A 14,038-nucleotide genomic window follows, 5' to 3' on the forward strand; every position below is an offset into this window, starting at 1 on the left:
TCGATCCTCCGGTTCATGGGGCTGGTTGAAATGGAAAAGGGGGCCCAACCCACGGCATCCCTGAAGGTCCGTGAAATTGCGCCCCCAACTTGCAGGTCCTGGCCCCGCCCGTCAAGACAGTCCGCACCGAATGGGCGGTTGAAATCGAAGTCAGTATCGGACGGTGGCCGGACATGTCAATCGATAAAAGAGGGTTGGTTCTGGCGGAAATCCATGGTGAGCTCCCCGCCGACCATCGCGACCCGGGTGGCGAAGAACTGGATGAGCGGGATCCCGCGCCCCCGCTCCGAGGAGGCGGTGTCCGGGGGCCTATGGGCGGCCAGGTCGAACCCCTGGCCCTCGTCCACGACCGCGATCCGGAAGCCGTCTCCCGGGAACCGGTGGGCCCAGAGCTGGACGAAGGGGGCGCCTTCGCCGGGGGAGCCGTGGAGGACGGCGTTGGAAAGGGCCTCCCGCACGGCCAGGAGCGTGTCGTAGCGATCCTGGGCGCCCGGGGCGGCGGTCCAGCCCCGGCTGTCCAGGAAGGCCTCCAGGGCGGCGCAGGCGCCGTCGATGGCCTGGAGGTCGGCGGGCAGGTCCAGGGTCAGGTGGTCGGGGTCGGGGGGCAGGGGGGGCTGTTCCAGGGCCACCACGAGCAGGTCGTCGCCGAAGTTGCCCCCGGCGTGCGCCCGGGCCGCCTCGGAAACCAGGTTGATGGCCTGGAAGATGTCGGTGCCCCGCAGGTTCTCCCAGATGGGCCCGGCGAGTTCGAGGAAGGCCTGCTTCTCGGCCGAGGGGGCGTCGAAGAAGCCGTCGCTGCCCAGGAGCAGCCGGTCCCCGGGGGCGAGGACCACCACCTTCTCCTCCACGATGGGTTCGTCCAGGATGCCCAGGGGGGCCCCGTTGATGGCGATGGGCCGCGTCGCGCCGCGGGTGGCCCGGTGCCACAGGGCGTGGGGGATGCCGGCGTTCAGGAGGTGGAGGCGCCCGGTGCCCGGGTTCCAGTGTCCGAACAGGCCGCAGATGGGCACCTCCGAGAAGGGACCGGCCTGGATGGCCCGGTTCAGCTTGAAGGCCAGGGCCCGGAGGTCCAGGTCGGAGGCGAGGAAGTTGGTGAGCATGCCCAGGTAGGCCGCCACCGCGTAGGAGCTGATGACCGAATGCCCCGCCACGTCGGCGATGGCGAAAAAGATCGAGCCGTCCTCCCTGCGGAAGGCCCTGAACACGTCGCCGCCCGCGTCGGTGAGGGGTTCCGAGATGGAGTAGATGGGCATGTCCTTCTCGGGGATGGCCTCCATGGCGCGCTGGGCCATGCGCACGGCCTGGGCGGTCTCGTGGCTGCGCATGAACTTCACCCGCGTGGCCTGGTCCGCGCAGAGGCGCTCCACGGTCGAGACGAGCATCGCCGACTCGAAGGGCTTGGTGAGGAATTCGTTCACGTGCAGGTGGAGGGCCTCCTTGACGGATTCGGTGTCGTCGGAGGAGGAGAGCATCAGGATGGGGATGGAGGCGTCCAGCTTGCGGACCCTGCCCGAGAGCCGCAGCCCGTCCAGCCTGGGCATGACGATGTCCGTGACGAGGATGGAGTAGCGCCCGGGGTTCTTCTCCATGGCCTCCCAGGCCTCCTGGCCGTCCCGGGCCTCGTCCACCACGTAGCCGGCCTTCACGAGCCAGCTGCGCAGCAGGCTCCTCGTGGTCTGGCTGTCCTCGGCGAGAAGGATGACCGAGGCCCCTTCGGGCCGCGGCTCCGCGGCCTGGTCCTGCCGCGAGCGCGCCGCGGGACGCAGGTTCATGACCTTCCGGATGGCCTTGGCCATGTCCAGGATGGTCACCGGCTTGAGGAGCACCTGGGCGAAGGGCGTGGACATGCCCTCCAGCGGCATGGGGTCCTGGAAGGCGCCGGTGATGAGGATGGCGGGCATGTCCGGGCGGATCTTCCGGATCTGCTGGGTGAGTTCCACGCCCGACATGTGGGGCATGGAGAGGTCGGTGACCAGGAGGTCGAAGTCCTGGGGGTGGTGGCTGACCTCCTCCAGGGCCTCCTGGCTGTCGGAGCGGGAGGTGACGCGGTAGCCCAGCATCTGCAGGCCCTGCTTGCCCAGGGCGCTGAGCACCTCCTCGTCGTCCACGAAGAGGATGCGTTCGTGGCCCGTGGGCTCCTCGGGGACCGGTTCGAGGGACGCGGGCGCCTCGGGGATGCTGCAGGGGAGGACCACCTGGAAGACGCTGCCCTGGCCCGGCTCGCTGCGCACGGAGATGGACCCGCCGTGGGCGTCCACGATGCCGTGGACGACGGACAGGCCCAGGCCCTTGCCCTCGGTTCGCTCCTTGGTGGTGAAGAAGGGCTCGAAGATCCGCTCCATGACGGCCGGCTCCATGCCGCAGCCGGAGTCCTTCACGGTGAGGACGGCCGACGTGCCCGATCGGTCCTCCAGGCTGAACTCCAGGGTGCCGCCGGCGGGGAGCATGGCCTGCAGGGCGTTGATGGACAGGTTCATGACGATCTGGTGGATCTGGCTGGCGTTGCCCGTGGTCCAGAGGCCGGGCGTGAGGGTCGAGCGCACCTGCACCGTGGCGGGGAACGTGGACCGCACGAGGTGGATGGCCTCCTTCACCACCTGGGAGAGGTCGAGGGGCGCGGACTTCTCCTCGCTGTTGCGGCTGAACGCGAGTATCTGCCGGTTGAGCTCGCTGGCCCTCATCACGGCCTGGTAGATCACCTGGAGCTTGAGGCGGATGGGGCTGTCGGCGGCCAGCTGCCATTCGATGAGCTCGGTGGCGCTGAGGATCGCGGTGAGCAGGTTGTTGAAGTCGTGGGAGACGCCTCCGGCCACTTCCGCCAGGGCCTTCATCTTCTCCATCTGCCGAAGGCTGCGCTCGGTGTCGGCCTCGCTGGTCACGTCGTGCACGATGCCCACCCGGGAGGTGGGCGTCCCGGAGGCGTCCCGCACCGGGGCCAGCGTGCATTCCAGGATCTGGGAGCTGCCGTCCGCGGGCTGCCCGGGGAAGCGCCCCTGCCAGGCGGAGCCCGCGTCCTCCAGGGGGAGGCCCGGCAGGACCCTGGCCACGGGCTGCCCCAGGGTCCCGCCGGGAGCGGCGCCCAGAATGCGCTCCAGGGCGGGGTTGGCGTAAAGGAGGGTCCCCTGCAGGTCGGCGATGAAGATCCCCTCGGTGATCTGCTCCACGGCCGTGGCCAGCCTCTCCTTGGTCGTCTCCAGGGCGAGGGTCGCGGTGACGTCGTTGAACAGCACCGCGAAGTGGCCCGGCTGGGGGCAGAAGGCGATGCCGGCGAAGGTCCGTCCCCGCAAGCTCCGGTAGTCGTCGACCGCAAGCGGTTGACCGGACAGGGCCACGTTCCCGAATTTCCGGATCCAGGTGCGGGAGAGCCCGGGGACGAGTTCCAGGGCCGTGCGCCCGACCACTTCCGAGGCCCTGATGCCCGTGAGCCGCTCGTAGGCCGGGTTCAGCTTGACGAAGCGGAAATCCACGGGCTGCCCCTGGTCGTCGAAGATCACCTCGTGGAGGCCGTAGGCCTCGTCCATCAGGTCCTCGAGGAGGCCGGTGTCAGCGGCTGGGAGGTCGGGCGAGCCCAGGCTCCGGCGGGGCGTGTTGGCGAGTTCCCGCTTGACCGCCTGGGGCAGCCTGGCCAGCCGGCCCATGGAGATGAAGTCCCGTGCGCCCAGGCGCAAGGCCCGGCTCACCAGGTCCTCGTCGCCCGAATTGGCGATGACGATGCAGGGCAGGGCCGGGGCGAGGGCCTGCACGTCCGAAAGCACCTTGGTGTAGGAAAGGCCCGGCAGGGCGTGCTGGCACAGGATCAGGTCCCAGGTCCCGCGGTCCAGGGCCGCGCGGAGATCCTGGGAGGAGGCGACCCGCTCGCTGGCGAACTCGAGGCCGGCCTCCCGGAGGGGGCGCAGGACCAGCTGCGCCTGGGCCTCGGAATTCTCGACGAGGAGGATTTTCACGTGCATGGGGGATCCCGGATCTCAAGGCGTCAAGAGGAAGCACGACCCGGCAGCCAGAAAAACGGTAGCTCCAGGTGGGCGCCTTCAACTTGCAGGACTGGATCCTGCCCGCCAAGACGGGTGTCCCCAAGGGACGGATTGAACAGGCCAATTATCGGAAGACCGTTCAAATTGTCAAGAACCAGATGCCGCTAGACCGTTCCCTCGAGCAATGCCGAGAACTTCTTGCGCAGCTCCCCGAGTTCCTTTGATTTGAAGGCGCTCTTGGTGTGTTCCAGGGTCTCCACGCCCGAGCGGATGGTCTCCTGGTATAGCCCGAGCCTGGGGCATTCGCGGATGCCGCACACCCCCTGGCCCGGGTTCGCCTGGAGGGCCAGATCCAGCAACTGCTTGAGTTCGAGGGTCGAGGAGGCCAGGTTCCCGAGCACCAGGCCCACCAGGCCGCTGAGGGGCATGACCCCCATGGAGGCGGGGGCCGAGCGGATGTCGGCCTCGATGGCCTTCATCTCGTTGGCCCAGGACTGGAGGCGGATGGAGGACTCCAGGGCGAGCGCCTGAACCTTCCTCAGGCGCACCCCGGTCTGGATGTGCATCACGAGTTCCTGGGTATCCACCGGCTTGACCAGGTAGGCCAGGACGGCGTTGCCCATGGCCTCCAGGGCGGTGTCCATGGACGGGTGGCCGGTCATGAGCACCACCGGCAGGCCGGCGTTCAGGGCCGGGATCTGGCGCATGAGGTCCAGGACCGGGGGGCCCGGCATCTGGATGTCCGACACCAGGACATCGTACCGGCAGGCCTCCAGCCTCTCCCTCGCCTCCGTGGCGCTGGACGCGCAGTCCACGGTGAACCCATGGAGGGTGAGGAGCTGGGCGATGGTCCGGAGGTACGCTTCCTCGTCGTCGGCAATGAGGAGATGGCCTTTGGTTTCCATGGAGGACCTTGGGAATTCGGGGGATGGGGGGAGTTATGCGGTTATGCAGTTTAACCGCCTCCGGGGGCGTCCGGGGATTCCTTTGCGGGGCCCCGGCCGCGCTATCATCGCCCTGCATGGATTCCCTGATCCCCACCCGCATCGAGCTCGCCAGGCCCCTCCCCCCGCTCACGTACCTCGCTCCCGCCGGACTCCAGCCCGGAATGCGGGTGGAAGTGCGCCTGCGCGCGGGCCGGACCCTGGGCGTGGTGCTGGGTCCGGACCCGGCCCCGCCGGCCGTGAAGCTCAAGCCCGTGGACACGGTCCTGGACCCCTTCCCGCTCCTGCCGCCCCGGCTGTGGGAGCTGCTGGACTTCGCCGGGCGCTACTACGGCTGCGGACTGGCGCACCTGCTGCCCCTTTGCCTGCCCCACGCGGTGGTGGCCGACTGGGAGACGCCCCTTCCTTCCGGGATCCGGCTCTGCGACCTGCGGGAGGCGGGGGACTGGGCGGGCCTGGCGGAGGCCGGAGCCGCGTGGCAGGCCGGGACCCTGGACCTGCCCACCCTCTTCCACCGCCGGGGCCTGCGGGGCGCGGGCGTCACGGAGGTGCGGCGCACCGCCGCGCCCAACCCGCCCCGGGTGACCCCCTCCCAGGCCAAGGTCCTCCTGGCCCTGGAGGGCGCCGGGGGGGCCATGCTGGAAACCCCGCTGCTGGAGGCCTGCGCCGTGGGCCCGGCCGTGGTGGCCAACCTCGTCAAGCAGGGGGTGCTGGAGCGGGTGAAGCGCCTGGACCTCATGAGCCAGCGCCGGGAGGAGGGCGCGGACCGCACCGTCGTCCTGAACGAGGAGCAGCTGCGGGCCGTGGCCGCCGTGGACCTGGACGCCTTCTCCGGCACCCTCCTCTACGGCATCACGGGCAGCGGCAAGACCGAGGTCTACCTGGAACTGGCCGGCAAGGTGCTGGCGCGGGGCAGGCGGGTCCTGTGGCTGGTGCCGGAGATCGGGCTGACGCCGCGGCTCCTGGCGAGGCTGGAGGCCCGTTTCCCGGGGAAGGTGGCCGTGGGCCACGCGGGCCTGAACGCCACCGAAAAGCAGGCCGACGTGCTGCGCCTGCTCCAGGACGAGGCGCCGCTTTTCGTGGGGGTGCGCAACGCCGTGCTGGCGCCCCTGAAGGACATCGGCCTGGTGATCGTGGACGAGGAGCAGGAGGGCTCGTACAAGAGCGAGGAGCATCCCCGCATCAACGCCCGGGACCTCGCGGTCAAGCGCGCCCAGCTCGAGGGGTGCCCCGTGGTCCTGGGCAGCGCCACCCCGTCCCTGGAGAGCTGGCACGCGGCCCAGAACGGCCGGTACAACCTGCTTCGCCTCATGGAGCGGCCCGCGGGGGTGACCCTGCCCACGGTGAAGGTGGTGGACCTGCGGGAATGCTACAAGGAGGAGCGCAGGAAGGTGGTGTTCTCGCCCATGCTGCTCAAGGGCATGCGGGAGGCGCTGGCCCTGGGCCAGCAGTGCATGCTCCTCCTCAACCGCCGGGGCTTCGAGAACTTCTGGATGTGCCGGGCCTGCGGGAAGACCTTCGACTGCCCCCACTGCGCGCTGAGCCTCACCTACCACAAGGGCGCCTTCCGCCTCCGTTGCCACCTCTGCGGCTATGAAACGGCCCCTCCGGAGGTCTGCATCCACTGCGGGGCCGAGCACCTGCGCGGCGTGGGCGAGGGCACCGAGCAGATCGAGGACCAGCTGCGGCTCCTGTTCCCGGAGGCCCGCATCCTGCGCCTGGACCGCGACACCACCACCCGGCGGGGCTCCCTGGAGGCCGGCCTCCTGGCGGCGGAGTCGGGCGAGGTGGACATCCTCGTGGGCACCCAGATGCTGGCCAAGGGCCACACCTTCCCCAAGCTGACCCTGGTGGGCATCCTCAATGCGGACCTGGGCCTCAAGATCCCCGACTTCAGGGCCGCCGAGCGCACCTTCCAGCTCCTCACCCAGGTGGCGGGCAGGGCGGGGCGGGCCGAGCTCAGCGGGCGGGTCCTCCTGCAGACCTACAGCCCCGACCACCCCGCCATCGTCCACGCCGTGGCCCAGAACTTCGAAGCCTTCGCCGCCGAGGAGCTGCCCTACCGGGAGGCCCTGGGCTATCCCCCCTACGCCGCCATGAGCCTCTACCGCAGCGAGGGCGACAGCCCCCGGGAGGCCCTGGAGCCGCTGCGCAGGCTGCGGGCGCGCCTGGAGACGGTCCCGGGCCTGCGCATCCTGGGCCCCCTGGAGTCGCCCATCCCCAAGGTGAAGGACCGCTACCGCATGCAGCTCATCCTCAAGGCGGCGGCCCGGGGCCCCCTGGGGGAGGCCATGCGCGCCGCGCCGCTGGAGCCGGGGGGGCCCGTGACGCTGGACCGGGATCCCCTCAATTTCGGCGTCTAGGCTAGAATCTGGGGGTCGAAGGGATTTCCATGCGGCCTGCCCTGATCGCGGTGTTGATGCCGGCGCTTTGTTTTGCCCAGGCCCCGCCCCGGATGGTTCTGGACACGCTTCGTCACGATTTCGGGAAGGTGGAAAGGGAGAGCACCAGCCGGTTCCGGTTCAAGGTGACCAATGCGGGTGGCGGCCCGCTTCGGATCCTGGGCGTCAAGCCGTCCTGCGGGTGCACGTCCACGGTCGTCGGCAAGGAAATCCTTCTGCCGGGGGAGTCCACGGAACTGGAAGTCGCCTTCATGGCCGCGGGGCTCCGGGGCGAGGTCACGAAATTTGTCGAGATCCACTCGGATGACCCGGCGAATCCGATCCAGACGCTCACGCTCAAGGCGGAAGTCCGGATGGACGTCCTCATCGGTCAGGACATTGTGTTCTTCCAGGACCTGAAGGCGAAGGATCGGCGGAAGGCCGTGGTCAAGCTTGAGTCGGCCACCGGGCAGCCCATCCGGATCGACGATGTCCAGCTTTCGCCCGCGCCCTGGCTGGGAGTGGCCACCCGGGAGAGCGGCACCGCGGCATTCCTGGACCTGGTCCTGGTGGCGGACCGCCTGCCCTCGGAGAAGTTCTCCGGGACGGATTTCATCGACCTCCACCTGTCCAACCCCCGGGAATCGGTCATCACGGTGCGGGTCAACTGGGACCGGCGGATGCCGATCCTTGCCTCCCCGGCCCGGGTGGCATTGGCGGGCAAGGCCGGCCTGGAACTGTACGGACGAATGGTGGTGAAGCACCGGCAAGGGAAGCCCTTCCGCGTGCTCTCTGCCCGCACGACCAGTTCGCTCCTTTCTGTGCCCACCCTGCCAGGGGGGGCTGCCCCCAGCCACGCGATCAAGGTCGTGCTGTCGGGAGCGGCCTCGCCAGGGACCTATGACGAGAAGGTGATCCTGGGGCTTGATGACCCATCCCAGCGGTTCCTCGAGGTCCGGGTGACCGCGGCCGTGGATTGAACGGCCGGCCCCCGCGGCCACCTTGCGGTGGCGGCGGGGGCGCCGTCAATAGGAGCCTAGTGGACGGTTCGCCAGACCCGGGCCTTGGGATACCGGTCGGTGCTCTTTCCGGTGATGGTCTTGGTGGCCAGGGTGGTTGCGCTGGCACCCGCCCCGGGGTTGTTGACGGCGGTGGTGCCGATCTGGATCACGCCGCGGGTCCCCAGGGCCGAGAAGTCGGACGCGATGCCGATGGGCTCCCAGACCACGCCGCTGGTGCAGTTCTGGTTGGTGCGGGAGTCGGCCACGATGGGATTGAGCAGGTCGCACATGATGCTGGTCTGGGTCTTGCCCGAACCGCCCGTGCAGGGATCGGCGGCCGTGGGGACGAAAACCGAGTAGTAGAGGCTGCCTGAGACCACGGCGGGGTTGTTGATGCCTTTGGGAATCAAGCCTGGGGGCGTCAGGATGTCGGGGAAATTTGCGAAAAACCCGAATTTGGTGTCCGCCGAGTTGTTGGGACCCAGGAAATACGTGCTGCTGTAGGGGGTGATCAGGGCATTGTTGGCCTGGTAGGAGGTGTGGCCCGGATAGACGTCCAGGACTGCAGTGGACGCGGGCGAAATGAGGATCGGGTTGACCACGGTGCCCCAGGCGAGGCTGTCCTGCCGGTCGAAGACCACCGAGATCCGGTGATGGTTGGGCTTCGTGGCGGGGTTCGCCGTCGATCCGGTGGTCGCCGTTGTGGTGTAGTTGTAGTCGAGGGGGTTGTTCCGGTCGCCGCTTTCGATGGCGATTCCCACCACGGCGGGGATCGGACTGGTGGAGGACTTGGGGTGGCCCGGGAACGAGCCGACCCGGAAGGGCGCGGGAAGGGTCGTATAGAGCGCTTCACTGTAGAATTTCTGGCTGTCGGTGTAGCCGTACTGGGTGATCAGGCTGCCGCTGATGTCCTTGGCGACCAGACGGATCCCGGGGTCGGAGGTGGCGGCCCCATCAAAGGTCCAGGCGGAGAGGTCCGAACTGTCCATGCGGTACTGGTAGGTGGGATTGGGCGAGCCGTTCGCCGGAAGCGTGGATGCGGTATCCGTCTTCTGGCAGCCCCACGACCACAGTCCGCCCCAGTAGTCCAGGAAGTAGGCGCGCTGGGCCATTCCTGAATTGAGAATGAACTCGAAGGGCACGACGCCGCGGGCGATCGGGCCTGGGCGCAGGATGCCGCTTTGGCCGTCCGAGGCAGTCCTGCCGCTGAGGTCGACGGCGGCGAGGATCAGGCCGGAATAGGCATCCAGGACAAGGACGGATCGCCCCATGGGCGTGGGGTTGCCGGATGCGTCCGGGAAATTGGCTTCCACCTCGGGGAGACTGAAGCCGCCGCCGAGGAAGACGGCGTCCCGCACCACGGGGAGGCCCGTGGAATCCGTCAGGGTTATGCGGCCGATGCCCGGAGTGCAGGTGGAGAAACCCATCTTCCTTATGACTTTCTGAACCGTGTCGATGGAGGGTGCCCCGGGCCGGGCGAGAATCCGGGCCTGGAGGGCCGGGTTGCCCGTACCGTCCTTCACATCGACCTCATCCGGCACGATGGACCACCTCAGGGTCGGGGTGTAGGGGTTGTGGATATCCAGGGCGTAATAGCTGCGTCCGCCCTTTCCCAGACCGATGATGACCATGGCGCGTTCGGGACCCGGGGCGGAGGTCACTTCGACCACCCCGTTCGCGGCGCCGCCGGTGGCTGGAGGAAGGTCGAGGTGGTAGATGGCGGGAGCGCCGTCGACCAGGAAGCGGTGCGGGTTGCTGCTGACCGTCAACTGGTCCAGATAGCCCAGGAAATCCGTGGGCATGAAGGCCCAGAGCTCGTCGACATCACCCTTGACGATCTTGGGGGTGGACGTGTCGCCCGTGACGGCGTTCTCCTGCTTGGTGACTTCCCCGAAGGCGTGGAGCCAGCCCTGGTTGGTGCCCACCAGGATGAGGCGGAAGCGGTTGCCGCCGACGGCCGCGAGGTTGGAGGTCAGGCCCGAGGAAACATCGCCGAAATTGTATTCCAGGACCGCGGGCGAGGAGTTGATGATGTCGCCCATGATGTTGGGGCGATTGGCCGTGGCTCGTGAAGAGGAGTCCAGGAGGGTGGTGTCGCCGCCCATGACCCACTGGGTCACCAGCTTCTGGGCCGTGCTGCCCACCCCGTAGGAGGCCAGGCTAGGACTGTCGGCGGCCCGGCTTATGAAATTCTGAAGGCCTGTGGTCGGGGCCGTGAAGGCGGTGCCGGTATCCGAGAAGGCCGTGAGGCCGGGTTCGGGGGTCGTGGCGTTGCCGGGAATGCGGGTGTAGAGGTGGCGGTCCTTCCACAGGCGGTTGTTGGCCAGGGCCACGCCCGCCGACCACTGGGCGGTGGAGGAGTCCACGGCCGTGGTGACCGTGCCGCTCTTGTTCAGGATCTGCAGGTTGTCATTGACCAGCCTGGTTCCGAACATCAGGAGATCCCCGGTCCAGATCGCGCCGCCGTTGAGGGGCGGCTGGAACTTGCCGATGAACATCTCCCCGCCCAGGGCCGCACCGATGTAAGGGGTGCTGGGACTTGACGAGGTGTTGATGTTCGAGGCGCCGATGGCGGAAAGGATCGCGTAGTCCAGGCTCGTGCTCAGTTTGTCCGGGTTGGTGGCATCGAAGTAGTAGATGGACCCTGACACGCGGCCACCGTTGCCGGAATTGGCGGTGGGATCCCACTTGAAGGGGGACAAGGTGCTGGTGTCGGCCCAGGTCGACAGGGTCGGGTCGCCCACGGCCGCGGCGATGAACAGGCTGCGCTTGGGGCCGCCGGCCGCCAGGGTGCCGCCAAGGCTGACTCCCACGGTCATGGTCGTCACCAGGTGGGGCTTGGTGAACAGCGTGGCATTGCGCTTGTAGAGGGAAAGGGGAAGCAGGCTGGAAGGGGAAACCGAACCGGAGGGCGTGGACCCCGGGTCGATGGGCGGAAGGTAGTCCGTTCCGGTCACGCCCAGGGACGTGTCGCCCAGGTGGGCCGCGATCCCGGCGAAGGTGAACAGGTTCCACCATGATCCATTGCGGTTTACATTGGCCGGGCTCCCAATGACCGAGTGATTGCCGATGAGGGCGTCGATCTTGAAGGTGGAGCCGGAGGCGATGTAGTAGGGGCAGTCCGCGTTGTCGTTCAGGTTGTTGGTGGCGTTGTTGTCGAGGCCGTCCGTGAACAGGATGAGGAAGTGGTTCATGCACTGGGAGGGGGCGTCGCTGCCGGTCTCAACGGCATTGAAGACGCTCCTGGGATCCGTGAACTGGGCGAGGCCGCGGGCCATGGCGTAGGTCAAGGGGGTATTGTTCCCCGCGAAGAGGCTGGCGATGCGCCCCATGCCCGTCACCGAGTTGCCCGAAGTCGAAGTGATCCCCTGGCTGCTGGTGTTGTTGAGGACGGTCCACGCGGAATCCTTACCCGTCTGGTACGTCGTGACGGCGCCCGCGGTCACGTTGAAGGTGGTCGAGGAGTTGTTGTTGATTGTAGTCGCGTTGCCACTTGCGGCTTCCGTGCCGGCATCGAGGAAACGGAAGGCCCAGAGCACGTCCGCCTGGTGATTGATCCAGGTGGTTATGGCCGCACGCTTGACTGCTTGAACGCGGGTCAGGGCAGGGACGATATTGACCGAGGCATCCGAGGATGTTTCGGTTCCGCTATAGGTGCCATCGATATTGTAGTTGGGGACCTTGATGGAACTGCCGGTGGCGGCGTTCCCGTAGCCCTGGCCCCAACTCACCGCGCCCTGGACGGGCGACAAGGTGGCGTCGGCCGCGTCAAATACGATGTAATTCTTCGCGAGGTTCGCATAGGTTCCATCCTGGTATTTGCCGGTGAACAGCCAAACCACGTAGTCGGGACGGTACGTCACGGTCAGGACCTGGGTGCCGGTCTGGGTGCCGCTGGTGCCGACGTTGGTGGAGTTGCTTGCGGAGCTGAAGACCCGGGTGCCGTTGGCGATGGACCAGTTCTTGTCCAGCTCGATGGCGGCTCCGCTGCCGTAGTTCGTGACGTTTCCATTGGGGGCCGTCTTGACCTGGAGGTCGAGTTTTGTCACTGAGCTTAGGGGATTCCCCGTGGAACCGGCGTTGGTGATCTTCCATGCGATGGGTACGTCAATGGTTCTCAGGACCGAAGAATCCACCGTGGTCGAGAAGCGCACGTGGCTGGCCGCACGGACCCAATTCCGCACATCGCCGGCGCCCTGGCCCGAATTGGCGCCGTACTGGGTCGAATCGGTGGTGGCCGCGGCGTCGGAGGCCGTGACCTGGGTGCCGTCGGGCTTGACGAGGATGGTGCTGGTCAGGGAGGACTTGTTTCCCACGGCGACGGGGAGCGTGGCGGTGACGTAGGCTGGCGTTCCGGGCGTGGTGGAGCCGTCGTAGGCCGGCACCGTCCAGTTGCAGGACTGGTTTGAATTCCAGCTGTTGACGGCGGTGTCGACGGTGGCCGAAGTGGAGGCGGTGGAGGTCGAACCCCCGGTGACCGTCCAGGTCAGGCCCCCGTTCAGGGTGGCCGCAGTGGAGGCGGAGGCGTAGGTTCCCAGGGTGATCGCGGTCCCGGAGGAGTTCGTCGCCCTCATTGCAAGATTGGCGTTGAAAGTGTAGGTCGCATTGCCTGAGATCGTGCCGCCGACGGCGGTCCCGGTCACCGTGGTATAGAGGTACCTGACGGTTCTGGTTCCCTTTTGCTGCGACTGGGCCCCGCTGGAGACGGGCGCGTTGACGGTTCCGCCCACGGTCAACGTCCAGCTCACGTAAGCGTTCGTGTTCTGGATGGACCTGGCCGTGATGGTGTAGGTATTGTTGGCAGGGACCCCCGCAACCGCGGGCGTGAGAACGAACCGCATGCTCACGCCACTGGTGTCGTTGGTGTCGCTGTTCACGAACAGCGGGTGGAACATCAAGGCTTCCATTGATCCCGAAAAGTCGAAGATGGTGAGGACCTCGGGCTTCACCCGCGTGTTGGTGGACTGCTGGTAGAGGTTGAGGAAATCCGTCTTGCTGGTCTGGAGCTTGGGGCTCAACTGCGCGCCCAGGGGCTGGCAGAGCAGCGCGAGACCCAGCATGAGGACCGTGATCGGAGCCAGGAACCGGTTGGACATGGTGTTCTCCTACTGCACTGGGGTTGAGATCCAGAGTTCCTTGGCATGCACGAACGACACCGCCCCGACGCCAACCCGGGCGTCGCTGCGAACCGCCCAGAGGTCGGGAGCCTGCTTGGATTCGTTGCCGGTCGCCGGCGCGAAGGCACCGCTTCCGAGGCCCTGGCTCATGTTTGTGACGAGCATCTTGCCCATGGAGGTCAGGCCGATGGCGTAGCCCTGCGTGACCGTCGTTCCGCCGGACGTGGTGATGGGGTCGAGGGTGACGGCCTGGGTGGCGGATTGGGGATTGTAAATGGAGGGCGCCGTCAGATCCGTGGACATCACGTTCCAGGAGCGCCCGGAAAGGGAAGGGGTCGCGAGCAGGGTGGCCTTGAGATCCTTGAGCTTGGCCGAGGGCCCGGCGGCGTAGGGGGCGTTCTCCAGGGTCATCCAGTAGATCGACCATTCGACGCCCGAATCGGCCACGTTCCGCGCCAGTGCCCCCTGGCGCGTGGTTCCGGAGATGACGACTTCCCGGAACGAATTCCGCGACATCCCCACGGCGGTCAGGGTGATGAATACCAGCAGCATCAGGGCCACCAGGATGGTGATGCCACCGGTCTCCCGGTTGCTGCTGGGGCGTTCGCAGTCATTGCGCATGGC

Annotated in this window: 6 protein-coding genes; 2 read left to right on the forward strand and 4 right to left on the reverse strand. The window is 67.5% G+C overall.

The window, feature by feature from the left end:
• Positions 1 to 176: 176 nt before the first annotated feature.
• Together ACZ5MC_RS09760 and ACZ5MC_RS09765 are read right to left on the reverse strand one after the other, a co-directional pair.
• Positions 177 to 3,950, reverse strand: coding sequence for a response regulator (locus tag ACZ5MC_RS09760; RefSeq protein WP_464517638.1), 3,774 nt, complete (start codon positions 3,948 to 3,950; stop codon positions 177 to 179).
• A gap of 185 nt (positions 3,951 to 4,135) precedes the next feature.
• Positions 4,136 to 4,876: a response regulator gene (locus ACZ5MC_RS09765; RefSeq protein ID WP_306600147.1), complete on the reverse strand. Its 741-nt coding sequence runs from the start codon at positions 4,874 to 4,876 to the stop codon at positions 4,136 to 4,138.
• A 116-nt stretch (positions 4,877 to 4,992) separates the two neighbouring features.
• Between ACZ5MC_RS09765 and priA the strand changes: the two genes are divergently transcribed.
• Together priA and ACZ5MC_RS09775 are read left to right on the forward strand one after the other, a co-directional pair.
• Positions 4,993 to 7,278 carry a replication restart helicase PriA gene (gene priA / locus ACZ5MC_RS09770; RefSeq protein ID WP_464517639.1) on the forward strand — a complete coding sequence of 762 codons (2,286 nt, stop codon included), beginning with the start codon at positions 4,993 to 4,995 and terminating at the stop codon, positions 7,276 to 7,278.
• A gap of 29 nt (positions 7,279 to 7,307) precedes the next feature.
• A complete protein-coding gene (locus ACZ5MC_RS09775) occupies positions 7,308 to 8,276 on the forward strand; it encodes a DUF1573 domain-containing protein (RefSeq protein WP_306600149.1) in 969 nt (322 codons plus the stop codon).
• A gap of 56 nt (positions 8,277 to 8,332) precedes the next feature.
• On the opposite strand, the gene ACZ5MC_RS09780 is transcribed toward ACZ5MC_RS09775, so the two are convergent.
• Together ACZ5MC_RS09780 and ACZ5MC_RS09785 are read right to left on the reverse strand one after the other, a co-directional pair.
• Positions 8,333 to 13,393, reverse strand: coding sequence for a hypothetical protein (locus tag ACZ5MC_RS09780; RefSeq protein ID WP_306600150.1), 5,061 nt, complete (start codon positions 13,391 to 13,393; stop codon positions 8,333 to 8,335).
• 9 nt (positions 13,394 to 13,402) lie between these two features.
• Entirely contained in the window at positions 13,403 to 14,035 is a 633-nt protein-coding gene (locus ACZ5MC_RS09785; RefSeq protein ID WP_306600151.1) for a pilus assembly PilX N-terminal domain-containing protein, read from the reverse strand.
• Between the last annotated feature and the right edge of the window lie 3 nt (positions 14,036 to 14,038).

This window comes from Mesoterricola sp. JemC181, from assembly GCF_055384585.1.

What these genes read in the sequence shown, in the direction of transcription:
- priA (WP_464517639.1), top strand. Translation starts at nt 4,993, where the DNA reads ATGGATTCCCTGATCCCCACCCGCATCGAGCTCGCCAGGCCCCTCCCC.
- ACZ5MC_RS09775 (WP_306600149.1), top strand. Translation starts at nt 7,308, where the DNA reads ATGCGGCCTGCCCTGATCGCGGTGTTGATGCCGGCGCTTTGTTTTGCC.
- ACZ5MC_RS09760 (WP_464517638.1), bottom strand. Translation starts at nt 3,950, where the DNA reads ATGCACGTGAAAATCCTCCTCGTCGAGAATTCCGAGGCCCAGGCGCAG.
- ACZ5MC_RS09785 (WP_306600151.1), bottom strand. Translation starts at nt 14,035, where the DNA reads ATGCGCAATGACTGCGAACGCCCCAGCAGCAACCGGGAGACCGGTGGC.
- ACZ5MC_RS09780 (WP_306600150.1), bottom strand. Translation starts at nt 13,393, where the DNA reads ATGTCCAACCGGTTCCTGGCTCCGATCACGGTCCTCATGCTGGGTCTC.
- ACZ5MC_RS09765 (WP_306600147.1), bottom strand. Translation starts at nt 4,876, where the DNA reads ATGGAAACCAAAGGCCATCTCCTCATTGCCGACGACGAGGAAGCGTAC.